Below are 25591 nucleotides of genomic sequence, written 5' to 3'. Positions count from 1 at the left end.
CCGATCACCCCTTTAAAGCAAAAGACCTCCAAGCGGAGGTCTTTTTTCCTAGGCGACTCGGTTAAGTACCAAGCGCAGTTTCAAAGGCTTAACTGGTTTGGCAATAAAACTGAACCCGTTGGCTTTAATTCCTTCCATCATGTCATCGGTTCGGTCGGCACTGATGATCACCCCTTCAAAGCGGTCACCAAGACGCAAACGACATTGCTGCAACACTTCCAACCCCGTTCGTCCATTATCCAAACGGTAATCGGAGAAAATCACATCAGGCAGCCAGTCGTCTTCCAATGTTTTAAGACTCTCGACAATATCAGTCGCAATGCGAATGTCGCAGCCCCAGCGCGAGAGTAAGTTTTCCATCCCGACCAGAATATCCGGCTCGTTATCAACACATAGGACACGAATATGGCTTAAGTCAGATTGTGCACTCTTCACCGCTTTGACCGCCGGAATATGTACCTTCTCTGCTTTATCTAAGGTAATCGAGAACACACTGCCTTTACCGAACCAAGAACGCATGGATATTTCATGCCCCAGCACTTGAGCGATACCTTTCGAAATGGCTAAGCCTAGCCCCAAACCTTGGTCTGAACGGACTTGAGTACCGCGATTAAATTCTTCGAAGATCTCCTGTTGCTTCTCTTCTTCGATGCCCATACCGTTATCCCACACATCGATACGCACTCGGCCTTGTACGCGACGCACCCCAAGCGCCACTTTGCCATTCGGGCTATAACGGAACGCATTGGTAAGGAAGTTCTGCACAACACGGCGTAGCAATTTCGGATCGGATTTCACCATCAAAGACGATGGGATCATCGTGAACTCAATGCCTTGTTGTTTCGCCAACGCGCTGAATTCCGCATTCAAGTTAGCTAATACATCATTGACCGCAAAGCCATGCACATTGACGTCCAGCTTGCCCGATTCCAAACGTGAAATATCCAGCAAGTCACCAATCAAATCTTCCGCCGCCCCTAACGCACTCTCAATGTGGGTCGACAGCTTTTGGGTTTCACTGTCTTTAGCAACTTCCGACAACGAAGAAGCAAACAGCCGCGCAGCGTTCAACGGCTGCATCAAGTCATGGCTCACCGCAGCTAAGAAGCGCGACTTAGACTGTGACTCATGCTCAGAGCGCTGCGTCGCAGCCACCAGCTGTTTATTCAATTGTTCCAACTCACGAGTACGAGCACGAACGCGTTCTTCTAGTGTCTCATTGGCATCTTTCAGAGCTTGCTCAGCGTCGCGGAACACGGTGATGTCGGTAAAACTCATTACGAAGCCACCACCGGGCATCGGGTTACCTTGCACTTCAATCACGCGGCCGTCAGGGCGTACACGGGAAGAGGTATGTCGTGTGCCTTGTTCAAGGTGATAAACACGGCGACGAACGTGATCTTCGGGGTCACCCGGACCACACAACCCCTGCTCAGCATTATGACGAATGACTTCAGCAATCGGACGCCCGACCTGAATCAACCCTGGCGGGAAGACAAACAACTCAAGGTAACGCTGGTTCCACGCCACCAACCTCAATTGTTTGTCGACAACCGCGATACCTTGCCCAATATGTTCAATCGCCCCTTGCAGTAAACCACGGCTAAAATCGTACAGCTCAGAGGCTTCATCAACAATAGTCGCCACCTCCTCAAGTTGCATGTTTCTGCCCTGCAAAGCAGAAGTAAGTACTAACTTAGCAGAGGAAGCACCAAACACACCCGCGAGAACACGCTCGGTGTGTCGAATCAAGGTAGAGGGGGCTTGTTGGTTAGGTAGTAGCTCTTCTCGTTGCTGACTCCAATAGGTTTGGAAGGCAGATTTCACTCGCGTGCGTCCGACAAATCGAGAGGCTAGCATCTCTAGCTCACTAACCGTGACGCGGCTTTGGTACAAGCTGATATTTTCACTCTCAGGCAAAGGTGTGCCAACGAATGATGCCGATTGTAAGCGTTCACTTATGCTTGGCCGCGTGGCTAGCGATACGGCGACAAAACATGCGGTATTCGCCACCACGCTGAGGATCATGCCCCAATCAGAAACGGCAATGCCAAAGCCTGCCAATAAATCAGGTGGTGTGATAAGCCAAATTAGTAAGTTATTGGTTGCATCGCCCGCTAGCATGTCGGTTTGGCTCATTAAAGTAATCAACCAAATGGTGAAACCCACCAGCAAACCAACATACACGCCCTTTTTGTTGCCCTGACGCCAGTACATGCCGCCAATCAAAGATGGAGCAAACTGGGTAATCGCTGCAAACGAGAGAAACCCTATTGCGGAGAGTGAGTGAATACTATCTAAAGCCTGATAAAAGCCCCATGCGCCAATCAAAAGAAGCAGAATAAGCCCACGACGTATACGTAACAACAACGTAGAAAAGTGGTGATGATTGCGTTTTGATAACTTCATCCGGCGCAGAATCAGCGGCATCACCAAGTCGTTCGATACCATGATTGCTAAGGCAATGGTCGAGACGATAACCATACCACTTGCCGCCGAAGTACCACCCAAGAATGCCAGCAACGCAATGTCATTTGCACCCACCGCCATCGGCACACTTATCACGTAGGTATCAGCAGGACTGCCACTCAACAGGCTTTGTCCTACCCACGCGATCGGCAAAACAAAGATGCCCATAAGAATCAGATACAGTGGGAATAGCCAACGGGCGACATGTAGGTCTTGCGCGCGTTCATTCTCAACCACCATGGTATGAAACTGACGTGGCAAACAGACAATCGCCAACATGGTCAGAATGGTATGAATCAACAAAGTCGGAATATTTGGCGACTCATAGGTTTCAGTGGCGATATCAGCGAGATGGAAGCTCTCAGTATCCATCGCGAGCCAAACAATAAACACGCCCACCACCAAGAACGCCACCAGCTTGAGCACCGATTCAAACGCAATCGCCATCATCATGCCACGGTGGTGTTCGGTGTTATCGATATGGCGCGTACCAAACAGCATGGTGAAGATCGCCATAGCCCCCACCACAAACCAAGACACACTGTAGTTTTGATAACTGAGATCAGAAGCCAAATCTGGCGCAATGATTTCTAATCCCATAGTGATGCCACGCAGCTGCAAAGCGATATACGGCAGAATACCCGCCACGGCAATTAAGGTAACAGCCACCGCCAAACCTTGCGATTTACCATAGCGGGCAGCAATGAAGTCAGCGATTGAGGTGATGTGCTCACGCTTGGCGATCAGTATAAGCCGAGCGAGAACGCGCCAGCCGATGGTAAACACGATTATCGGCGCAATGTAGATGGGTAAGAAGGACCAAGGATTATTGCTCGCCTGTCCAACCGTGCCGTAGAAGGTCCACGACGTACAGTAGACCGCAATCGACAAACTGTAGATCCATGGTCGCCAACGTGCTAACCATCTCTTTTGTTTGTCACCATACCAAGCGATTAAAAACAGGATTCCCAAATACGCCAAAGAAACGGGAATCACTAGCCATCCTTGCATTCGATATCCTTTCTTGCCTTTCTGCCTTTCTGCCTTTCTTGCCGTTTTTAAAGCAAGAGAATAAAAAAACCTCTCCATAAGGGAGAGGTTTCATTTAACACTGCTTTCACAACAGAGACAAAGGTTAGTTTTTAATCTCTGTCACAGAAGCTTAATTCTGTGCTTCAGGTGCATTGGCTGATAGGTCGACCACATTACTTTCATCATTTTGAGGCTCAACTTTGATGAACAACGCAACAAAACCCATCGCAGCCATCAACCAGAAGATACTCGCCCCCCAGTGCTCGTAACCCCAGCCACTGATCACCGTCATTAGTGCGATAAACGCACCAAGTGGAATCGCATTGTACAACGCCTGCAATGCCACCATCTTGTTCTCTGCTGAGTTCTGGATGTATTGAATTGCGGCAATGTGTGCCATCGCAAACGTCACGCCGTGAAGCATTTGCACGACCACTAATGCGAATATAGAAGTCGTCGTGGCTGTCATGCCCCAACGCAGCATCACACCACCGGCAGCAATCACAAACAGAGTGCGCAAAGACCAGCCAGCGAATAGACGCTTACTCAGAGCAAACACGGCAACTTCAGCTGCCACACCTAAGCTCCACAAGTAACCAATCACATCTTCAGAATGACCTGCAGCTTTCCAGTGAATGGCACTAAAACCATAGTACGCCGCATGACTACCTTGTATTAACGCCACCAGCACAAGAAACTTGACCACAGGTTTATCAGTAAGTAGTGCTGATAGCTTTGGACGTTCAGCATGCTGGTCACCGCGGGTCACCGGCATTGGGTTGGTATTACGCATAACAAACAATAGCGAGATGAATACCCCGGCCATTGCCGTATAGAGAATCATATCAGAGCCAAATTCTGCCACTAAATATCCAACCACCGTTGAGCCAGCAATAAAAGCAATAGAGCCCCACAAGCGGGTACGACCGTAATCGAGCATCTTCAAACGCGCATAGTAGTTAGCCATGGCATCAGATAAAGGCACCACAGGACCACAACACAAGTTAAACAAGACAGTGGCGAGTGCCATTAACCAGAAGTTGCCGCCGGTGAAAAAGTGGAAGCCAACAAAAATAAGGGCAGCAAAACTTAACCAGCGTAGCGCTGGCATGATGTGTTCAACCTTATGCAAACGTGGCGTAATGACCATATTCGCCACACAACGTGTCGCTAAACCCAGCCCGACTAACAGGCCGATGTCTGTCGGAGAAACGCCCTGCTCTTTAAACCACAATGACCAAAATGGCAGATACACGCCATACGCAAAAAAGAATCCGAGAAAGTACTGGGAAATCCAGCCATACGGAGAGGGTTTCAACATCACAGATATCCTAAAAACGACAAAACTAAAGACTTCCACCACGTAAACGTTTGGGACGCGGAATTATGGATCGCAATGCGTAATAGAAAAAGGGAAGAATCGGCAACTTACCGTTTCCTCTATGGCACAGGCTCTCGAAATGCAAAATTAGATTGTGACGATTTAGACCAAAGTCGTCTGGCTTCGGCAGGGAAATTTGTCAGACTTAGAATGTGTTCCCACCAAATTTAGGTGCTCTCATGCCTGACAAATTTAATATGCAATCTCCACCGTTCGACCGCCTGACCGACGCACAGCAAAATCGACTGCGCTCATCTCTAGATGTGGCGTATTACCGAACGCGAGATGTCATCTTAGCTTGTGGGCAAGACAACCCTCATCTGCACGTACTGATTAAAGGCGCGGTAGAAGAGCGCTCAAAAGATCAAGACGAAGTGTTTGCTCACTACGCTAACGACGACATGTTTGATGTGCGTTCGTTGTTCGAAGGAAGCGTCCGCCATCAGTATGTTGCACTGGAAGATACCCTGTCGTACTTGCTGCCCAAAGACGTGTTTCTTGAGCTGTATAACGAGAACGGACAGTTCGCCGCCTACTTCGATAACAACTTATCGAAACGCCAAGCCCTCATTGAAGCGGCTCAGCAGCAGCAAAACCTTGCCGAATTCATTCTGACTAAAGTCGATAGCAGCATCTATCATCCACCAATGCTATTGGCACCTGATATGCCAATTAATCAGGTCACCAAAACACTCAAGGACAATGGCATCGATGCTGCTTTGGTTCAGCTTAGCCAAGAAGACCCGCGCTTAGAGCAATATCCATCGGCGCATCCCTACGCGATAGTGACTCGAACCAATATGCTTCATGCCGTGATGCTTGACGGCCACCCACTCGATACGCCAGTGAGTGAGATTGCTACCTTCCCTGTTTATCACGTGGATGATGGTGACTTCTTGTTTAACGCCATGATCACCATGACACGCAATCGCATGAAACATCTAATGGTGTGCGAAGGCAATCAAGCGGTCGGTATGTTGGATATGACGCAAATCCTCAGTGCGTTTTCCACTCACTCACACGTACTGACACTCAGTATTGCACGAGCCAGTAGCGTGGAAGAGTTAGCCCTTGCTTCCAATCGACAGCGTCAGTTGGTGGATAGCTTGCTGACCAATGGCATCCGCACTCGCTTCATCATGGAGCTGATATCCGCCGTAAACGAACAAATCATCGAAAAAGCGTTTGAGCTTGTGGTGCCACCAGCACTGCACGATCACTGCTGTTTGATTGTGCTTGGCTCGGAAGGTCGTGGAGAACAAATCCTCAAAACCGATCAAGACAATGCGCTGATCATCCAAGATGGGTTGGAATGGGAACATTGCTCCGAAGTGATGCAAACCCTCACCCACACCTTGCAGCAACTGGGCTACCCACTCTGCCCTGGCAAAGTCATGGTTAACAATCCGAAGTGGGTTCGAACGCAGCAAGAGTGGATCAAAACTATCGATGGTTGGATTGCTAAAGCGCAGCCTGAACAAATCATGGATTTAGCCATCTTCAGCGACGCTCATGCGGTCGCAGGCAATCGAGAGCTGCTCACGCCTATCGCCGAGCACCTGAGAGACAGCATGGAAGATCGCATGTTGATTCTGTCCGATTTCACTCGCCCTGCTCTGCAATTTTCCGTGCCTCTTACTCTGTTTGGTAACGTAAAAAGTGCTAAAGATGGGCTGGATATAAAGCGCGGCGGCATCTTTCCAATCGTGCATGGCATTCGCACTTTGGCATTGGAATACGCGATTGAAGAGAAGAACACCTTCGAGCGTATCGAAGCACTGAGAAACAAACGCATCTTAGAGCCAGAAACCGCAGACAACCTCAACGAAGCGCTGAAGCTGTTCTTCAAGATCCGTTTGAACCAGCAATTGAGTAAGCAGGAAGCACTGAACAATATCGATATCAAACAGTTAGACAGGACAGAACGAGACCTGCTGCGCCACAGCTTACACGTAGTGAAGAAGTTTAAGCAGTTCTTAGGCTTCCATTATCAAATCCGTGATTAGAGTCTTTTAGGCAAATAAGACGAGAGGTAACAGGGATGAATTGGCTACAAAGGAAATACTGGCATTACAAGCTGAAAGGCTCACCTTATCAGCCACTGTTCTGTTCGCCGCAAAAAGGCGAATTTGTCTCTCTCGATTGCGAAACCACCAGCTTGGACCCAAATCGTGCCGAGCTGGTCACCATCGCTGCAACCAAAATCATCGATAATCGCATCATCACCAGTAAACCGTTCGAAGTTCGACTGCGCGCCCCGCAATCACTCGATTCAGGTTCAGTGAAAATTCACCATATCCGCCACCAAGATTTGGTGGATGGCATCAGCGAAAAAGAAGCACTCATCAAGCTGCTCGACTTTATCGGCAATCGTCCTTTAGTCGGCTACCACATTCGCTACGACAAAAAGATCCTCGACCTCGCCTGTCTGAGGCATTTAGGTTTTCCACTGCCCAACCCATTAATCGAGGTTAGCCAGATTTATCACGATAAACTCGAACGTCATTTGCCTAACGCCTACTTCGACTTAAGTCTTGATGCAATTTGTAAGCACCTTGAACTGCCGATTCAAGACAAACACGATGCCCTGCAAGACGCAAAATCCGCCGCTTTAGTGTATGTACGCCTGACCAAAGGCGATTTACCTAACCTGAGCGTACCGTATACCCAATAGGTTTAAGACTCAGCTTTCGATCCACCTCCCACAATCGCTTTTATTTCAGCAATATCGCAGCGCATTACTCACTCTCATCCTAAAGTCTAATTGTGGAAATACGCGCTGTGACTGACAGTTATATGCACAGCAACGTTCTTGATGACACATAAACCAAGAGCGAACACAGCCCTACAAAAGACGAAGGTCGAGAATTAAAGGCACAAGGAGAGAAGCCATGAGCGAAGCCCACGTTTATCCGGTAAAAGAAAACATTAAAAACCATACGCATGCGGATAATGACACTTACCTAGCCATGTATCAGCAGTCGGTAACCGACCCAGAGGGCTTCTGGAGCGAGCACGGTAAAGTTGTCGATTGGATTAAGCCATTCACTCAAGTTAAAAACACCTCTTTCGATACCGGTCACGTCGACATTCGTTGGTTCGAAGACGGCACACTAAACGTATCTGCAAACTGTATTGACCGTCACCTTGCCGAGCGTGGCGATGAAGTCGCGATCATCTGGGAAGGCGATGACCCTGCGGACGACAAAACCCTCACATTTAATGAACTGCACAAAGAAGTGTGTAAGTTCTCTAACGCGCTAAAAGAGCAAGGCGTGCACAAAGGCGACGTAGTTTGTCTTTACATGCCAATGGTGCCAGAAGCGGCTATCGCAATGCTGGCATGTACGCGTATTGGTGCGGTTCATACCGTGGTATTTGGTGGCTTCTCGCCAGAGGCACTGTCCGGTCGTATCATCGACTCAGATGCGAAAATCGTTATCACCGCTGACGAAGGCGTTCGTGGAGGTCGCGCAGTACCACTGAAGAAAAACGTTGATGAAGCACTGACAAACCCAGAAGTAAAAACCATCGACAAAGTTGTCGTTCTAAAACGCACGGGCGGCGACATTGATTGGCACGAGCACCGTGACGTTTGGTGGCACGAAGCAACGGCTGTTGTTTCTGACGTATGTCCACCAGAAGAGATGAAAGCGGAAGACCCTCTGTTCATTCTTTACACTTCAGGCTCAACAGGTAAGCCAAAAGGTGTGCTGCACACCACGGGCGGCTATCTAGTGTACGCAACCATGACCTTCAAATACGTGTTCGATTACCAAGAAGGCGAAACGTTCTGGTGTACGGCGGATGTGGGTTGGATTACGGGCCACACTTACCTCATTTACGGCCCACTAGCGAATGGGGCGAAAACCATTCTGTTCGAAGGTGTACCAAACTACCCAAGTACGGCTCGCATGAGTGAAGTAGTTGATAAGCATCAAGTAAACATCCTCTACACTGCGCCAACAGCGATTCGTGCACTAATGGCGAAAGGTAACGAAGCGGTAGCAGGGACATCTCGTTCAAGCTTGCGTGTAATGGGTTCAGTAGGTGAACCTATCAACCCAGAAGCATGGGAGTGGTACTACAAGACCATTGGTAATGAGAATTCACCTATCGTGGATACTTGGTGGCAAACAGAAACAGGCGGTATCTTGATTGCGCCACTACCAGGAGCAACAGACCTGAAACCAGGTTCTGCAACTCGCCCGTTCTTCGGCGTACAACCTGCGCTAGTGGACAACATGGGTAACATCATTGAAGAGACCGCAGCAGAAGGTAACTTAGTGATCCTTGATTCATGGCCAGGTCAGATGCGTACTGTTTACGGCGACCATGAGCGCTTTGAGCAAACCTACTTCTCTACCTTCAAAGGCATGTACTTCACCAGTGATGGCGCACGTCGTGACGAAGATGGCTATTACTGGATTACAGGTCGTGTAGATGACGTACTGAACGTTTCAGGTCACCGCATGGGTACCGCAGAAATTGAATCAGCACTGGTTGCACACGATAAAATTGCGGAAGCGGCGATTGTCGGTATTCCTCATGACATCAAAGGTCAGGCAATTTACGCATACGTCACACTTAATGATGGTGAATTCCCATCAGCCGAGCTGCACAAAGAGGTGAAAGACTGGGTACGTAAAGAGATAGGTCCAATCGCGACACCAGACGTACTGCACTGGACAGACTCTCTACCAAAAACTCGCTCCGGTAAAATCATGCGCCGCATCCTACGTAAGATTGCAACGGGTGATACCAGCAACCTAGGTGATACTTCGACACTGGCCGATCCAAGTGTTGTAGACAAGCTAATTGCAGAGAAAGCAGAACTGGCATAACACCCCGCCTCTGTTTTAAACGCTAGCCCTAAAAGCCACCATTGCATATGGTGGCTTTTTTGTGCGTGGACGCAAAATAAACCACAATAACCACATGGCGATTATGTTGTTTTTGTTAACTTGGTTACAGAAACGACAGGGGACATTGGGAGATTAGACCAGTAAATTGCTGCTAATTGCTGTGAATTAGCTATAATCTTGGTCGATTTTTTAAAATTTGCTCGGTTTTAACAAAAAAATCGTGCTGAATTATCGTATATTTGGGAATATAAACGTTCCACTCACGATAAAGGAAGATAGCAACATAATGTCTGCAAAGTCACGGATTCTAGTTCTAAACGGACCAAATCTTAACCTATTAGGTCTGCGTGAACCGACACATTACGGTAGCAACACCCTAGCACAGATTGTTGATGCATTGACTGAACAAGCTCACAACTCTGGGGTGGAACTTGAACACCTGCAATCTAATCGTGAGTACGAACTGATTGAAGCTATCCATGCAGCTTATGGCAACGTGGACTTCATCATCATTAACCCAGCCGCTTTCACTCATACCAGTGTGGCGCTGCGTGATGCATTACTTGGCGTAGCCATCCCATTTATCGAAGTGCACCTATCGAACGTTCACGCTCGCGAGCCGTTCCGCCATCATTCTTATCTGTCTGATAAAGCAGAAGGGGTGATTTGTGGCTTAGGTGCACAAGGTTATGAATTCGCTCTGTCTGCAGCAATCGCGAAATTGCAGGCAAAGTAAACCAAACACTCTGCAGCCCTTTGGGTTGTCTTAATCACAAGATAAAAGAGAAAGAAAAGATGGATATTCGTAAAATCAAGAAGCTAATCGAGTTAGTTGAAGAATCTGGCATTGCTGAGCTAGAAATCTCTGAAGGTGAAGAGTCAGTACGCATCAGCCGTAGTGGCCCTGCAGCGGCTCCAGCACCAGTTCATTACGCAGCAGCTCCAGTAGCAGCACCTGCGCCAGTGGCAGCGGCTCCAGTAGCAGACGCACCAGCAATGGCCGCAGAAGCACCAGCAGCAGTTCCTGCAGGTCACCAAGTTCTTTCTCCAATGGTTGGTACTTTCTACCGTTCTCCAAGTCCAGACGCGAAATCATTCGTTGAAGTTGGTCAGAGCGTAAATGCTGGCGAAACTCTATGTATCGTTGAAGCAATGAAAATGATGAACCAAATCGAAGCGGACAAATCAGGTGTTGTAACTGCAATCCTAGTTGAAGACGGCCAACCAGTTGAATTCGACCAACCACTAGTTGTAATCGAATAAGCGGGGCTTGCCTTATGCTAGATAAAGTAGTCATCGCGAACCGAGGTGAAATCGCACTTCGTATCCTTCGCGCTTGTAAAGAATTAGGTATTAAGACTGTGGCAGTTCACTCAACAGCTGACCGCGATCTTAAGCACGTACTACTTGCAGACGAAACAGTATGTATCGGTCCTGCTCGTGGTATCGACAGCTACCTAAACATCCCTCGCATCATTTCTGCGGCAGAAGTGACTGGTGCTATTGCGATTCACCCAGGTTACGGCTTCCTATCTGAGAACGCAGACTTTGCTGAACAAGTAGAGCGTAGCGGTTTCATCTTCGTTGGTCCTAAAGCAGACACCATCCGCATGATGGGTGACAAAGTGTCAGCAATCAACGCTATGAAAAAAGCAGGCGTTCCTTGTGTACCAGGCTCTGACGGTCCACTAGATAACGACGAAGACAAAAACAAAGCTCACGCTAAGCGTATCGGCTACCCAGTAATCATCAAAGCCTCTGGTGGCGGCGGTGGTCGTGGTATGCGTGTTGTACGTTCTGAAGCGGAACTTGTTCAAGCTATCGCTATGACGCGTGCAGAAGCAAAAGCGGCGTTCAACAACGACATGGTTTACATGGAGAAATTCCTAGAAAACCCTCGTCACGTTGAAGTACAAGTGATTGCTGACGGTCAAGGCGGCGCTATCCATCTAGGTGAACGTGACTGTTCTATGCAACGTCGTCACCAGAAGGTTGTTGAAGAAGCACCGGCACCAGGTATCACAGAAGAAATGCGCAAGTACATCGGTGAGCGTTGTACTCGTGCATGTGTAGAAATCGGTTACCGCGGCGCAGGTACATTCGAATTCCTATACGAGAACGGTGAGTTCTACTTCATCGAAATGAACACTCGTATTCAGGTTGAGCACCCAGTAACAGAAATGGTTACCGGTGTAGACCTAATCAAAGAGCAGCTACGCGTTGCAGCAGGTCAGCCACTGTCATTCACTCAGGATGACATCAAGATCCGCGGCCATGCGATTGAGTGTCGTATCAACGCAGAAGACCCAGAGCGTTTCCTACCTTCACCAGGTAAAATTGAACGCTTCCACGCGCCAGGCGGCATGGGTGTTCGTTGGGAATCTCACATTTACACAGGCTACACAGTACCACCTCATTACGATTCAATGATTGGTAAACTGATCACTTACGGTGAGAACCGTGATGTAGCGATTGCACGTATGAAGAACGCTCTAGGCGAGATGATCATTGAAGGCATCAAGACTAACGTTACTCTACAAGAGTCAATCATGAATGATGAGAACTTCCAGCACGGTGGTGCAAACATTCACTACCTCGAGAAGAAGCTAGGCCTACAATAAGCCTTTGCTAACCTCATAATAAATGCCCACATCTGTGGGCATTTTTGTTTTGTATAAAGTCTATACTCAAACAAATCGTAGAGTTCTGGTAAACTCTGCGCCACTTCATTCACTTTAAGAGCAAAAACAAATGCCTTGGATTCAAATCAAACTCAATGCGACCAATGAAAACGCTGAGCAAATCGGCGACATGCTAATGGAAGAGACTGGTGCGCTGTCTGTAACATTCCTAGACGCGCAGGATACGCCTGTATTCGAACCTCTACCTGGCGAGACTCGCTTATGGGGCGATACTGACATTCTGGCACTGTACGATGCAGAAGCTGATACAAACTTCATCATCACTCAAATCAAAGCAAGCAACATGCTAGCGGACGATTTTGCTTACAAAGTAGAACAGCTAGAAGACAAAGACTGGGAACGCGAGTGGATGGATAACTTCCACCCAATGCAGTTCGGCGAACGTCTATGGATTTGCCCAAGCTGGCGTGAAATTCCAGAGCCAGACGCAGTAAACGTAATGCTCGATCCAGGTCTTGCATTCGGTACAGGTACTCACCCAACGACTGCATTGTGTCTTGAGTGGCTAGAAGGTCTCGATCTATCAGGTAAGACGGTTATCGACTTTGGCTGTGGCTCAGGCATCCTAGCGATCGCTGCGATCAAACTAGGTGCAGAAAAAGTTATCGGGATCGACATTGATCCTCAAGCACTACAAGCATCTCGCGACAACGCTGAACGAAATGGCGTAGCCGATCAGCTTGAAGTGTTCCTACCGCAAAACCAACCTGAAGGTCTAATTGCAGACGTTGTGGTTGCGAACATTCTTGCAGGTCCTCTACGTGAACTAGCGCCAATCATTAAAGGTCTAGTGAAGCCAAATGGCGACCTTGCGATGTCGGGTGTATTAGACACTCAAGCAGAAGATGTAGCGAACCATTATCGTGACGAGCTTCACATTGACCCAATCGCAGAGCAAAGTGAGTGGTGTCGTATCTCTGGTCGTAAGCAAGGCTAGACAAGGTTTTCAGGGCTAATTGTCTGAATTTCATACAAATTAACAAAACAATTTGTAAATGCTCAAATATTAGTCTTTTCACGCAGTGAAAAAATGCGTAAAATGCGCGCCCTTGCTGGTACAGAACTGTGATGACGTTTTGAAAATCGGAAACTATCAACTTAAGAACAATCTAATCGTAGCCCCTATGGCTGGTGTAACGGATAGACCGTTTCGCGAGTTGTGTCTTCGCTATGGTGCGGGAATGGCCGTCAGTGAAATGATGTCTGCAAACCCGAAACTATGGGGAACGTCAAAGTCGAAACAGCGCATGGTACATGAAGGCGAATCGGGCATTCGCTCAGTACAGATTGCCGGTTCCGATCCACAGCTTATGGCCGATGCGGCTCAATTCAGTGTTGAAAATGGTGCACAAATCATCGACATCAACATGGGCTGCCCAGCAAAAAAAGTGAATAAGAAGCTGGCGGGTTCAGCACTGCTACAGTACCCAGACATCATCAAAGAGATTTTGACTGCGGTAGTGAACGCGGTAAACGTTCCTGTAACGTTAAAAACCCGCACTGGCTGGGATACAGAAAACAAAAACTGTGTCCAAATCGCTAAATTAGCCGAAGACTGCGGCATCCAAGCTCTCGCTCTGCATGGCAGAACGAAAGCCTGTATGTACAAAGGTGAGGCCGAATACGACAGCATTAAAGCAGTTAAACAAGCTATATCCATTCCGGTTATCGCAAACGGTGATATCGATAGCCCGGAGAAAGCGAAGTTTGTACTGGAGTACACCGGTGCTGACGCTTTAATGATTGGACGCCCTGCCCAAGGTCGTCCTTGGATTTTCCAGGAAATCCATCACTATTTGGAAAACGGCACCACGATGGATGAGCTTCCAAGTGAGGAAGTGAAAACCATTATGCTTGGTCATGTGAACGCTCTGCATGATTTCTATGGAGAGTTCTTAGGTCCACGTATCGCGCGTAAGCACGTTGGTTGGTACCTAAAAGAGCATGAACAAGCGAGTGAGTTTCGCCGTACCTTTAACGCTATCGATGCAGCTGAGCTGCAACTTGAAGCGTTAGAAGGTTATTTTGATAACGTTGCATCATAATTAAGAGAAGAGCTAGACCGAATATGTTCGAACAAAATCTGACTTCAGAAGCATTAACAGTAACTACAGTAACGTCACAAGACCAGATTACTCAAAAGCCTTTACGTGACTCTGTTAAAGCGTCTCTTAAAAACTACCTAGCTCAACTAAACGGCCAGGAAGTAACAGAACTATACGAATTAGTTCTAGCTGAAGTTGAACAGCCACTACTAGATACCATCATGCAGTACACTCGCGGTAACCAAACTCGCGCAGCAACTATGATGGGTATCAACCGCGGTACTCTTCGCAAGAAACTTAAAAAATACGGCATGAACTAATACTAGTCCATACAGTAATTTTGTAAAAAAGGCTTAGTCAGCAATGGCTAAGCCTTTTTTATTACCTATCCGACCAGCTCTTAGTCACGTTATGAACCAGTCTTAACCAATGCTGATACATTGAAGTGTGATCAGTATTGATTGTGAACTCAATTTAAACAGATATAATCAAGAGCTTACGTTGGATAAAGGAATTAACTTCATGATTTATAAAGAAAGGGAAGAGTGGCTTTATGCTATTCTAAATACTCTCCCTGATCATGTCTTTATCCTCAATGAACAAGGTCGCTATATCGAGAGTTTTGGCGGCACGTATCATTCCAAAAACTTCAATGCCTCAAGCTATACCAACCTCACACTAAGTGAAGTCTTGTCTGCTAGCAAAGCTGCAGAGCTCGTTGGCTATATTGATGAAGTCGTCCGTACTAACCAACCAAAAGTCGTCAAATACAGCATCTCCTTACAAGACCACCTACTAATGCCTATAGAAGAGCTAGAGGCATTAGAGAACCCAGAAGAAACCTGGTTTGAAGCGATCATCAAACCTGTTGAAAGCATTCATAGTGACGAAAATTGGGTAATGTGGTCCGTTCGTGATGTAACGAAAACACACCTGCTTGAAAAGCGCCTTAAAACGCTCTCAGAGACCGATGAGCTAACTGGTGTAATGAATCGTCGAGCATTCTTAACCAACCTAGACAAGGCTCTGAGCTCGCATGCAGGGCTATCTCAGACCTTTTCATGCATAATGATCGATATTGACCATTTTAAAGAGATTAATGATCAAGTAGGTCACTTCTCCGGAGATCACGTGATCCATCACGTAGCAAAGATCTGCCAACGATCTATTCGTGGCACTGATTTTATCGGTCGCCTAGGAGGAGAAGAGTTTGCCGTTATCTTAGCCAATACCAGTGCTATACAAGCCTATGATGTCGCAGAAAGGATGAGAGACGCGATTCAAAATGCGCCATGTAAAGTCGATGGCATTGAGATCAGTACGACAGTGAGTATTGGTGTTGCAGAATATGATGAGCAGGTATCTAGCGCTAAAGAGCTTATGATTAACGCAGATAAAGCCATGTATTACTCAAAGCACTCTGGACGCAATCAAGTGACTCTTCATCACGGCAGCATCCCTGATGTAAAGTTACAGCACTCTACTAACTTAAGAATTCAAAAAGTTTCTTAGCTCTCCCTGCCTTACTTCAAACTAATCAACACCATTTCTAGCTTCTCTCAATGCATAGCTAGGTCGCTGTCTAACGCGTTTTATACGGTAAAACAATAAAGGCTTTGAGGTAAACCTCAGAAGGCCGAATAATGGCAAACTGTAGGTTACGCGAAGAGGTAGTGCGTTAGCACTGCATCGTAGCTAATTTCTTAGCTGGAAAGAAAGAATGGTGAACGGGAATTAGGTGCGACTTTAACAAGCTATTCGTTGCTGGAGAAATTTACTTTGTGCCAAATGCAAAAAAGCCCACTCTTTCGAGTGGGCTTCTTAAAATTTAAAGCCTGGCGATGTCCTACTCTCACATGGGGAAGCCCCACACTACCATCGGCGCTAATTCGTTTCACTTCTGAGTTCGGAATGGAAATCAGGTGGGTCCAAATCGCTATGGTCGCCAAGCAAATTCTTTAATTCGGAAAGCTGTTTTCAGTTCTTAACACATTCAATGTTCTTACATTGAGTCCATCAAAACCCCTTGGGTGTTGTATGGTTAAGCCTCACGGGCAATTAGTACAGGTTAGCTCAACGCCTCACAACGCTTACACACCCTGCCTATCAACGTTCTAGTCTCGAACAACCCTTTAGGATACTTAAAGTATCAGGGAAGACTCATCTCAGGGCTCGCTTCCCGCTTAGATGCTTTCAGCGGTTATCGATTCCGAACTTAGCTACCGGGCAATGCGTCTGGCGACACAACCCGAACACCAGAGGTTCGTCCACTCCGGTCCTCTCGTACTAGGAGCAGCCCCCTTCAATCTTCCAACGCCCACGGCAGATAGGGACCGAACTGTCTCACGACGTTCTAAACCCAGCTCGCGTACCACTTTAAATGGCGAACAGCCATACCCTTGGGACCGACTTCAGCCCCAGGATGTGATGAGCCGACATCGAGGTGCCAAACACCGCCGTCGATATGAACTCTTGGGCGGTATCAGCCTGTTATCCCCGGAGTACCTTTTATCCGTTGAGCGATGGCCCTTCCATTCAGAACCACCGGATCACTATGACCTGCTTTCGCACCTGCTCGAATTGTCATTCTCGCAGTCAAGCGGGCTTATGCCATTGCACTAACCTCACGATGTCCAACCGTGATTAGCCCACCTTCGTGCTCCTCCGTTACGCTTTGGGAGGAGACCGCCCCAGTCAAACTACCCACCAGGCACTGTCCGTAACCCCGATAAGGGGTCGACGTTAGAACATCAACACTACAAGGGTGGTATTTCAAGGACGGCTCCACCAACACTGGCGTGCTGGTTTCAAAGCCTCCCACCTATCCTACACATGTAGGGTCAATGTTCAGTGCCAAGCTGTAGTAAAGGTTCACGGGGTCTTTCCGTCTAGCCGCGGGTACACTGCATCTTCACAGCGATTTCAATTTCACTGAGTCTCGGGTGGAGACAGCGTGGCCATCATTACGCCATTCGTGCAGGTCGGAACTTACCCGACAAGGAATTTCGCTACCTTAGGACCGTTATAGTTACGGCCGCCGTTTACCGGGGCTTCGATCAAGAGCTTCGACCGAAGTCTAACCCCATCAATTAACCTTCCGGCACCGGGCAGGCGTCACACCGTATACGTCATCTTACGATTTTGCACAGTGCTGTGTTTTTAATAAACAGTTGCAGCCACCTGGTATCTGCGACTCTCAATAGCTCCATCCGCAAGGGACTTCACCGTCGAGAGCGTACCTTCTCCCGAAGTTACGGTACCATTTTGCCTAGTTCCTTCACCCGAGTTCTCTCAAGCGCCTTGGTATTCTCTACCCGACCACCTGTGTCGGTTTGGGGTACGATTCCTTACAATCTGAAGCTTAGAGGCTTTTCCTGGAAGCATGGCATCAATGACTTCACTACCGTAGTAGCTCGACGTCGTGTCTCAGCCTTAGAAAGAGCCGGATTTACCTAACTCTTAAGCCTACGCACTTGAACCTGGACAACCGTCGCCAGGCCCACCTAGCCTTCTCCGTCCCCCCATCGCAATTGTAAGAAGTACGGGAATATTAACCCGTTTCCCATCGACTACGCCTTTCGGCCTCGCCTTAGGGGTCGACTTACCCTGCCCCGATTAACGTTGGACAGGAACCCTTGGTCTTCCGGCGAGGAGGTTTTTCACCCCCTTTATCGTTACTCATGTCAGCATTCGCACTTCTGATACCTCCAGCATGCTTTACAACACACCTTCAACGGCTTACAGAACGCTCCCCTACCCAATGAAGTAAACTTCATTGCCGCAGCTTCGGTTTATAGCTTAGCCCCGTTACATCTTCCGCGCAGGCCGACTCGACTAGTGAGCTATTACGCTTTCTTTAAATGATGGCTGCTTCTAAGCCAACATCCTAGCTGTCTAAGCCTTCCCACATCGTTTCCCACTTAGCTATAATTTGGGACCTTAGCTGGCGGTCTGGGTTGTTTCCCTCTCCACGACGGACGTTAGCACCCGCCGTGTGTCTCCCGGATAGTACTTACTGGTATTCGGAGTTTGCAAAGGGTTGGTAAGTCGGGATGACCCCCTAGCCTTAACAGTGCTCTACCCCCAGTAGTATTCGTCCGAGGCGCTACCTAAATAGCTTTCGGGGAGAACCAGCTATCTCCAGGTTTGATTGGCCTTTCACCCCTAGCCACAAGTCATCCGCTAATTTTTCAACATTAGTCGGTTCGGTCCTCCAGTTGATGTTACTCAACCTTCAACCTGCCCATGGCTAGATCACCTGGTTTCGGGTCTATATCCAGAGACTGAACGCCCAGTTAAGACTCGGTTTCCCTACGGCTCCCCTAGATGGTTAACCTTGCCACTGAATATAAGTCGCTGACCCATTATACAAAAGGTACGCAGTCACACCACGAAGGTGCTCCTACTGCTTGTACGTACACGGTTTCAGGTTCTATTTCACTCCCCTCACAGGGGTTCTTTTCGCCTTTCCCTCACGGTACTGGTTCACTATCGGTCAGTCAGTAGTATTTAGCCTTGGAGGATGGTCCCCCCATATTCAGACAGGATATCACGTGTCCCGCCCTACTCGATTTCACTGAATGTGCGTTGTCAACTACGGGGCTATCACCCTGTATCGCCGGACTTTCCAGACCGTTCGTCTAACGCATATAAAGCTTAAGGGCTAGTCCAATTTCGCTCGCCGCTACTTTCGGAATCTCGGTTGATTTCTTTTCCTCGGGGTACTTAGATGTTTCAGTTCCCCCGGTTCGCCTCCTGTTGCTATGTATTCACAACAGGATACTTGCTTATGCAAGTGGGTTTCCCCATTCGGAAATCCCAGACTCAAATGGTTTTTACTACCTAATCTGGGCTTATCGCAAGTTAATACGTCCTTCATCGCCTCTGACTGCCAAGGCATCCACCGTGTACGCTTAGTCACTTAACCATACAACCCGAAGGAGTTTCGAGTTGATGAACAAGTCACCAAAGTTGTCTGCAATTTTTATACATGATGCAGACTCGATTTTGCCGGACTCAAATTCCAAGAACACTTGAATGTGTTGTATTGGTGTTTGTCTTAAAGACAAACATTGAGAACTTTACAATCAACAATAAATTGTTGATTTGTCAGCTTTCCAAATTGTTAAAGAGCAGATTTCTTAATGAAACCATTTTTAAAAGCACTCATTGAATGCACTTAAAGATGGTGGAGCTATGCGGGATCGAACCGCAGACCTCCTGCGTGCAAGGCAGGCGCTCTCCCAGCTGAGCTATAGCCCCATCAAGGTGTCGATACTGTATACCAACTTCAAAGGAAATTGGTGGGTCTGAGTGGACTCGAACCACCGACCTCTCGCTTATCAGGCGAACGCTCTAACCACCTGAGCTACAGACCCAGTATCGTCTCTTTTACTTTATAAACCGTATCAATCTGTGTGGACACTCATCGTGAGTAATCATCGTATAAGGAGGTGATCCAGCGCCAGGTTCCCCTAGCGCTACCTTGTTACGACTTCACCCCAGTCATGAACCACAAAGTGGTAAGCGTCCTCCCGAAGGTTAAACTACCTACTTCTTTTGCAGCCCACTCCCATGGTGTGACGGGCGGTGTGTACAAGGCCCGGGAACGTATTCACCGTGGCATTCTGATCCACGATTACTAGCGATTCCGACTTCACGGAGTCGAGTTGCAGACTCCGATCCGGACTACGACGCACTTTTTGGGATTCGCTCACTCTCGCAAGTTGGCTGCCCTCTGTATGCGCCATTGTAGCACGTGTGTAGCCCTACTCGTAAGGGCCATGATGACTTGACGTCGTCCCCACCTTCCTCCGGTTTATCACCGGCAGTCTCCCTGGAGTTCCCGACATTACTCGCTGGCAAACAAGGATAAGGGTTGCGCTCGTTGCGGGACTTAACCCAACATTTCACAACACGAGCTGACGACAGCCATGCAGCACCTGTCTCAGAGTTCCCGAAGGCACCAATCCATCTCTGGAAAGTTCTCTGGATGTCAAGAGTAGGTAAGGTTCTTCGCGTTGCATCGAATTAAACCACATGCTCCACCGCTTGTGCGGGCCCCCGTCAATTCATTTGAGTTTTAATCTTGCGACCGTACTCCCCAGGCGGTCTACTTAACGCGTTAGCTCCGAAAGCCACGGCTCAAGGCCACAACCTCCAAGTAGACATCGTTTACGGCGTGGACTACCAGGGTATCTAATCCTGTTTGCTCCCCACGCTTTCGCATCTGAGTGTCAGTATCTGTCCAGGGGGCCGCCTTCGCCACCGGTATTCCTTCAGATCTCTACGCATTTCACCGCTACACCTGAAATTCTACCCCCCTCTACAGTACTCTAGTCTGCCAGTTTCAAATGCAATTCCGAGGTTGAGCCCCGGGCTTTCACATCTGACTTAACAAACCACCTGCATGCGCTTTACGCCCAGTAATTCCGATTAACGCTCGCACCCTCCGTATTACCGCGGCTGCTGGCACGGAGTTAGCCGGTGCTTCTTCTGTCGCTAACGTCAAATAATGCAGCTATTAACTACACTACCTTCCTCACGACTGAAAGTGCTTTACAACCCGAAGGCCTTCTTCACACACGCGGCATGGCTGCATCAGGCTTGCGCCCATTGTGCAATATTCCCCACTGCTGCCTCCCGTAGGAGTCTGGACCGTGTCTCAGTTCCAGTGTGGCTGATCATCCTCTCAGACCAGCTAGGGATCGTCGCCTTGGTGAGCCATTACCTCACCAACTAGCTAATCCCACCTAGGCATATCCTGACGCGAGAGGCCCGAAGGTCCCCCTCTTTGGCCCGTAGGCATTATGCGGTATTAGCCATCGTTTCCAATGGTTATCCCCCACATCAGGGCAATTTCCTAGGCATTACTCACCCGTCCGCCGCTCGACGCCGTTATCGTCCCCCGAAGGTTCAGATAACTCGTTTCCGCTCGACTTGCATGTGTTAGGCCTGCCGCCAGCGTTCAATCTGAGCCATGATCAAACTCTTCAATTTAAGATTTTGTCGGCTCAATGAATACTGAACATTACATAAGTAATGTTTGAATTGACTGTGCTGAGTCTTTCGACTCAATGGTCACTTCGTATCATTGAAACCTAATTTGAAACCGAAGTTTCTAATTGGATTATCATCAACGAGTGCCCACACAGATTGATAGGTCTATATTGTTAAAGAGCTTGGCTTTCAACATGTTAGTGTCTTAGCGAGGTGCGTATAATACGCTTCCCACTTTGAAAGTCAACATAAAACTCTAAAATAATTTAGAACTTTATGGTGACTTGCTTATTAAATAAGCAAGTGCGAAATAAAGCCTGGCGATGTCCTACTCTCACATGGGGAAGCCCCACACTACCATCGGCGCTAATTCGTTTCACTTCTGAGTTCGGAATGGAAATCAGGTGGGTCCAAATCGCTATGGTCGCCAAGCAAATTCTTTAATTCGGAAAGCTGTTTTCAGTTCTTAACACATTCAATGTTCTTACATTGAGTCCATCAAAACCCCTTGGGTGTTGTATGGTTAAGCCTCACGGGCAATTAGTACAGGTTAGCTCAACGCCTCACAACGCTTACACACCCTGCCTATCAACGTTCTAGTCTCGAACAACCCTTTAGGATACTTAAAGTATCAGGGAAGACTCATCTCAGGGCTCGCTTCCCGCTTAGATGCTTTCAGCGGTTATCGATTCCGAACTTAGCTACCGGGCAATGCGTCTGGCGACACAACCCGAACACCAGAGGTTCGTCCACTCCGGTCCTCTCGTACTAGGAGCAGCCCCCTTCAATCTTCCAACGCCCACGGCAGATAGGGACCGAACTGTCTCACGACGTTCTAAACCCAGCTCGCGTACCACTTTAAATGGCGAACAGCCATACCCTTGGGACCGACTTCAGCCCCAGGATGTGATGAGCCGACATCGAGGTGCCAAACACCGCCGTCGATATGAACTCTTGGGCGGTATCAGCCTGTTATCCCCGGAGTACCTTTTATCCGTTGAGCGATGGCCCTTCCATTCAGAACCACCGGATCACTATGACCTGCTTTCGCACCTGCTCGAATTGTCATTCTCGCAGTCAAGCGGGCTTATGCCATTGCACTAACCTCACGATGTCCAACCGTGATTAGCCCACCTTCGTGCTCCTCCGTTACGCTTTGGGAGGAGACCGCCCCAGTCAAACTACCCACCAGGCACTGTCCGTAACCCCGATAAGGGGTCGACGTTAGAACATCAACACTACAAGGGTGGTATTTCAAGGACGGCTCCACCAACACTGGCGTGCTGGTTTCAAAGCCTCCCACCTATCCTACACATGTAGGGTCAATGTTCAGTGCCAAGCTGTAGTAAAGGTTCACGGGGTCTTTCCGTCTAGCCGCGGGTACACTGCATCTTCACAGCGATTTCAATTTCACTGAGTCTCGGGTGGAGACAGCGTGGCCATCATTACGCCATTCGTGCAGGTCGGAACTTACCCGACAAGGAATTTCGCTACCTTAGGACCGTTATAGTTACGGCCGCCGTTTACCGGGGCTTCGATCAAGAGCTTCGACCGAAGTCTAACCCCATCAATTAACCTTCCGGCACCGGGCAGGCGTCACACCGTATACGTCATCTTACGATTTTGCACAGTGCTGTGTTTTTAATAAACAGTTGCAGCCACCTGGTATCTGCGACTCTCAATAGCTCCATCCGCAAGGGACTTCACCGTCGAGAGCGTACCTTCTCCCGAAGTTACGGTACCATTTTGCCTAGTTCCTTCACCCGAGTTCTCTCAAGCGCCTTGGTATTCTCTACCCGACCACCTGTGTCGGTTTGGGGTACGATTCCTTACAATCTGAAGCTTAGAGGCTTTTCCTGGAAGCATGGCATCAATGACTTCACTACCGTAGTAGCTCGACGTCGTGTCTCAGCCTTAGAAAGAGCCGGATTTACCTAACTCTTAAGCCTACGCACTTGAACCTGGACAACCGTCGCCAGGCCCACCTAGCCTTCTCCGTCCCCCCATCGCAATTGTAAGAAGTACGGGAATATTAACCCGTTTCCCATCGACTACGCCTTTCGGCCTCGCCTTAGGGGTCGACTTACCCTGCCCCGATTAACGTTGGACAGGAACCCTTGGTCTTCCGGCGAGGAGGTTTTTCACCCCCTTTATCGTTACTCATGTCAGCATTCGCACTTCTGATACCTCCAGCATGCTTTACAACACACCTTCAACGGCTTACAGAACGCTCCCCTACCCAATGAAGTAAACTTCATTGCCGCAGCTTCGGTTTATAGCTTAGCCCCGTTACATCTTCCGCGCAGGCCGACTCGACTAGTGAGCTATTACGCTTTCTTTAAATGATGGCTGCTTCTAAGCCAACATCCTAGCTGTCTAAGCCTTCCCACATCGTTTCCCACTTAGCTATAATTTGGGACCTTAGCTGGCGGTCTGGGTTGTTTCCCTCTCCACGACGGACGTTAGCACCCGCCGTGTGTCTCCCGGATAGTACTTACTGGTATTCGGAGTTTGCAAAGGGTTGGTAAGTCGGGATGACCCCCTAGCCTTAACAGTGCTCTACCCCCAGTAGTATTCGTCCGAGGCGCTACCTAAATAGCTTTCGGGGAGAACCAGCTATCTCCAGGTTTGATTGGCCTTTCACCCCTAGCCACAAGTCATCCGCTAATTTTTCAACATTAGTCGGTTCGGTCCTCCAGTTGATGTTACTCAACCTTCAACCTGCCCATGGCTAGATCACCTGGTTTCGGGTCTATATCCAGAGACTGAACGCCCAGTTAAGACTCGGTTTCCCTACGGCTCCCCTAGATGGTTAACCTTGCCACTGAATATAAGTCGCTGACCCATTATACAAAAGGTACGCAGTCACACCACGAAGGTGCTCCTACTGCTTGTACGTACACGGTTTCAGGTTCTATTTCACTCCCCTCACAGGGGTTCTTTTCGCCTTTCCCTCACGGTACTGGTTCACTATCGGTCAGTCAGTAGTATTTAGCCTTGGAGGATGGTCCCCCCATATTCAGACAGGATATCACGTGTCCCGCCCTACTCGATTTCACTGAATGTGCGTTGTCAACTACGGGGCTATCACCCTGTATCGCGGACTTTCCAGACCGTTCGTCTAACGCATATAAAGCTTAAGGGCTAGTCCAATTTCGCTCGCCGCTACTTTCGGAATCTCGGTTGATTTCTTTTCCTCGGGGTACTTAGATGTTTCAGTTCCCCCGGTTCGCCTCCTGTTGCTATGTATTCACAACAGGATACTTGCTTATGCAAGTGGGTTTCCCCATTCGGAAATCCCAGACTCAAATGGTTTTTACTACCTAATCTGGGCTTATCGCAAGTTAATACGTCCTTCATCGCCTCTGACTGCCAAGGCATCCACCGTGTACGCTTAGTCACTTAACCATACAACCCGAAGGAGTTTCGAGTTGATGAACAAGTCACCAAAGTTGTCTGCAATTTTTATACATGATGCAGACTCGATTTTGCCGGACTCAAATTCCAAGAACACTTGAATGTGTTGTATTGGTGTTTGTCATAAAGACAAACATTGAGAACTTTACAATCAACAATAAATTGTTGATTTGTCAGCTTTCCAAATTGTTAAAGAGCTATGTTAGCTACAAGCTTTCGCTTGTGAACTATCAATCTGTGTGGACACTCATCGTGAATAATCATCGTATAAGGAGGTGATCCAGCGCCAGGTTCCCCTAGCGCTACCTTGTTACGACTTCACCCCAGTCATGAACCACAAAGTGGTAAGCGTCCTCCCGAAGGTTAAACTACTACTTCTTTTGCAGCCCACTCCCATGGTGTGACGGGCGGTGTGTACAAGGCCCGGGAACGTATTCACCGTGGCATTCTGATCCACGATTACTAGCGATTCCGACTTCACGGAGTCGAGTTGCAGACTCCGATCCGGACTACGACGCACTTTTTGGGATTCGCTCACTCTCGCAAGTTGGCTGCCCTCTGTATGCGCCATTGTAGCACGTGTGTAGCCCTACTCGTAAGGGCCATGATGACTTGACGTCGTCCCCACCTTCCTCCGGTTTATCAACGGCAGTCTCCCTGGAGTTCCCGACATTACTCGCT

Annotated in this window: 12 protein-coding genes, 2 tRNA genes, 5 rRNA genes and 1 other annotated feature; of the genes, 10 read left to right on the top strand and 9 right to left on the bottom strand. The window is 48.4% G+C overall.

Annotated features, from left to right (window positions below; translation table 11 throughout):
• Positions 1 to 48: 48 nt before the first annotated feature.
• Together BSZ04_RS09080 and BSZ04_RS09075 are read right to left on the bottom strand one after the other, a co-directional pair.
• Positions 49 to 3480 (bottom strand): hybrid sensor histidine kinase/response regulator, encoded by a 3432-nt coding sequence (locus BSZ04_RS09080; RefSeq protein WP_088880262.1) that lies wholly within the window; start codon positions 3478 to 3480, stop codon positions 49 to 51.
• 151 nt (positions 3481 to 3631) lie between these two features.
• Positions 3632 to 4822, bottom strand: coding sequence for a 3-phenylpropionate MFS transporter (locus tag BSZ04_RS09075; RefSeq protein ID WP_010444143.1), 1191 nt, complete (start codon positions 4820 to 4822; stop codon positions 3632 to 3634).
• Between the two features lie 239 nt (positions 4823 to 5061).
• On the opposite strand from BSZ04_RS09075, the gene BSZ04_RS09070 reads away from it, so the two are divergent.
• The 10 genes from BSZ04_RS09070 (at position 5062) to BSZ04_RS09025 (ending at position 16006) form a co-directional block, all read left to right on the top strand.
• A complete protein-coding gene (locus tag BSZ04_RS09070; RefSeq protein WP_088880261.1) occupies positions 5062 to 6888 on the top strand; it encodes a DUF294 nucleotidyltransferase-like domain-containing protein in 1827 nt (608 codons plus the stop codon).
• A gap of 35 nt (positions 6889 to 6923) precedes the next feature.
• A complete protein-coding gene (locus tag BSZ04_RS09065) occupies positions 6924 to 7556 on the top strand; it encodes a 3'-5' exonuclease (protein WP_005440406.1) in 633 nt (210 codons plus the stop codon).
• Positions 7557 to 7773: 217 nt separating this feature from the next.
• Positions 7774 to 9726, top strand: a complete 1953-nt coding sequence (gene acs, locus BSZ04_RS09060; protein WP_038884130.1) for an acetate--CoA ligase — start codon at positions 7774 to 7776, stop codon at positions 9724 to 9726.
• A gap of 307 nt (positions 9727 to 10033) precedes the next feature.
• On the top strand, positions 10034 to 10483 hold the full coding sequence (aroQ, locus tag BSZ04_RS09055) for a type II 3-dehydroquinate dehydratase (RefSeq protein WP_045389864.1): 450 nt from the start codon (positions 10034 to 10036) through the stop codon (positions 10481 to 10483).
• A gap of 59 nt (positions 10484 to 10542) precedes the next feature.
• Complete coding sequence (gene accB, locus BSZ04_RS09050) at positions 10543 to 11010, top strand: acetyl-CoA carboxylase biotin carboxyl carrier protein (protein WP_038892505.1); 468 nt, start codon at positions 10543 to 10545, stop codon at positions 11008 to 11010.
• A gap of 14 nt (positions 11011 to 11024) precedes the next feature.
• Positions 11025 to 12368, top strand: a complete 1344-nt coding sequence (accC, locus tag BSZ04_RS09045; protein WP_038892504.1) for an acetyl-CoA carboxylase biotin carboxylase subunit — start codon at positions 11025 to 11027, stop codon at positions 12366 to 12368.
• Between the two features lie 130 nt (positions 12369 to 12498).
• Positions 12499 to 13386, top strand: coding sequence for a 50S ribosomal protein L11 methyltransferase (gene prmA, locus BSZ04_RS09040; RefSeq protein ID WP_088880260.1), 888 nt, complete (start codon positions 12499 to 12501; stop codon positions 13384 to 13386).
• Positions 13387 to 13525: 139 nt separating this feature from the next.
• On the top strand, positions 13526 to 14494 hold the full coding sequence (gene dusB / locus BSZ04_RS09035; RefSeq protein ID WP_038884139.1) for a tRNA dihydrouridine synthase DusB: 969 nt from the start codon (positions 13526 to 13528) through the stop codon (positions 14492 to 14494).
• A gap of 23 nt (positions 14495 to 14517) precedes the next feature.
• Complete coding sequence (gene fis / locus BSZ04_RS09030) at positions 14518 to 14814, top strand: DNA-binding transcriptional regulator Fis (protein ID WP_000462885.1); 297 nt, start codon at positions 14518 to 14520, stop codon at positions 14812 to 14814.
• Positions 14815 to 15016: 202 nt separating this feature from the next.
• On the top strand, positions 15017 to 16006 hold the full coding sequence (locus BSZ04_RS09025; RefSeq protein WP_045389861.1) for a sensor domain-containing diguanylate cyclase: 990 nt from the start codon (positions 15017 to 15019) through the stop codon (positions 16004 to 16006).
• Positions 16007 to 16327: 321 nt separating this feature from the next.
• On the opposite strand, the gene rrf (BSZ04_RS09020) is transcribed toward BSZ04_RS09025, so the two are convergent.
• From rrf (BSZ04_RS09020) to BSZ04_RS08985, 7 genes are all read right to left on the bottom strand, one after another.
• Positions 16328 to 16444 (bottom strand): 5S ribosomal RNA (rrf, locus tag BSZ04_RS09020).
• An 87-nt stretch (positions 16445 to 16531) separates the two neighbouring features.
• A 23S ribosomal RNA gene (locus BSZ04_RS09015) occupies positions 16532 to 19421 on the bottom strand.
• 259 nt (positions 19422 to 19680) lie between these two features.
• Positions 19681 to 19756: transfer RNA gene (locus tag BSZ04_RS09005), tRNA-Ala, on the bottom strand.
• Between the two features lie 39 nt (positions 19757 to 19795).
• Positions 19796 to 19872, bottom strand: a tRNA-Ile gene (locus tag BSZ04_RS09000).
• 68 nt (positions 19873 to 19940) lie between these two features.
• Positions 19941 to 21493: ribosomal RNA gene (locus tag BSZ04_RS08995) — 16S ribosomal RNA — on the bottom strand.
• Between the two features lie 315 nt (positions 21494 to 21808).
• Positions 21809 to 21925, bottom strand: a 5S ribosomal RNA gene (gene rrf, locus BSZ04_RS08990).
• A gap of 87 nt (positions 21926 to 22012) precedes the next feature.
• Positions 22013 to 24901 (bottom strand): 23S ribosomal RNA (locus BSZ04_RS08985).
• Together the 16S, 23S and 5S rRNA genes with 2 tRNA genes alongside form the textbook arrangement of a ribosomal RNA operon.
• Positions 24902 to 25178: 277 nt before the next feature.
• Positions 25179 to 25591, bottom strand: a sequence feature (16S ribosomal RNA rRNA prediction is too short).

The sequence above is a fragment of the Vibrio rotiferianus genome, from assembly GCF_002214395.1.
Taxonomy (GTDB): Bacteria; Pseudomonadota; Gammaproteobacteria; order Enterobacterales; family Vibrionaceae; genus Vibrio; species Vibrio rotiferianus.
This window is presented reverse-complemented; position numbering and strand designations above follow the sequence as displayed.

Coding starts and splice junctions, on each gene's coding strand:
- BSZ04_RS09080 (WP_088880262.1), bottom strand. CDS start 3,480: ATGCAAGGATGGCTAGTGATTCCCGTTTCTTTGGCGTATTTGGGAATC.
- fis (WP_000462885.1), top strand. CDS start 14,518: ATGTTCGAACAAAATCTGACTTCAGAAGCATTAACAGTAACTACAGTA.
- BSZ04_RS09025 (WP_045389861.1), top strand. CDS start 15,017: ATGATTTATAAAGAAAGGGAAGAGTGGCTTTATGCTATTCTAAATACT.
- acs (WP_038884130.1), top strand. CDS start 7,774: ATGAGCGAAGCCCACGTTTATCCGGTAAAAGAAAACATTAAAAACCAT.
- prmA (WP_088880260.1), top strand. CDS start 12,499: ATGCCTTGGATTCAAATCAAACTCAATGCGACCAATGAAAACGCTGAG.
- BSZ04_RS09070 (WP_088880261.1), top strand. CDS start 5,062: ATGCCTGACAAATTTAATATGCAATCTCCACCGTTCGACCGCCTGACC.
- aroQ (WP_045389864.1), top strand. CDS start 10,034: ATGTCTGCAAAGTCACGGATTCTAGTTCTAAACGGACCAAATCTTAAC.
- BSZ04_RS09075 (WP_010444143.1), bottom strand. CDS start 4,822: ATGTTGAAACCCTCTCCGTATGGCTGGATTTCCCAGTACTTTCTCGGA.
- accC (WP_038892504.1), top strand. CDS start 11,025: ATGCTAGATAAAGTAGTCATCGCGAACCGAGGTGAAATCGCACTTCGT.
- BSZ04_RS09065 (WP_005440406.1), top strand. CDS start 6,924: ATGAATTGGCTACAAAGGAAATACTGGCATTACAAGCTGAAAGGCTCA.
- accB (WP_038892505.1), top strand. CDS start 10,543: ATGGATATTCGTAAAATCAAGAAGCTAATCGAGTTAGTTGAAGAATCT.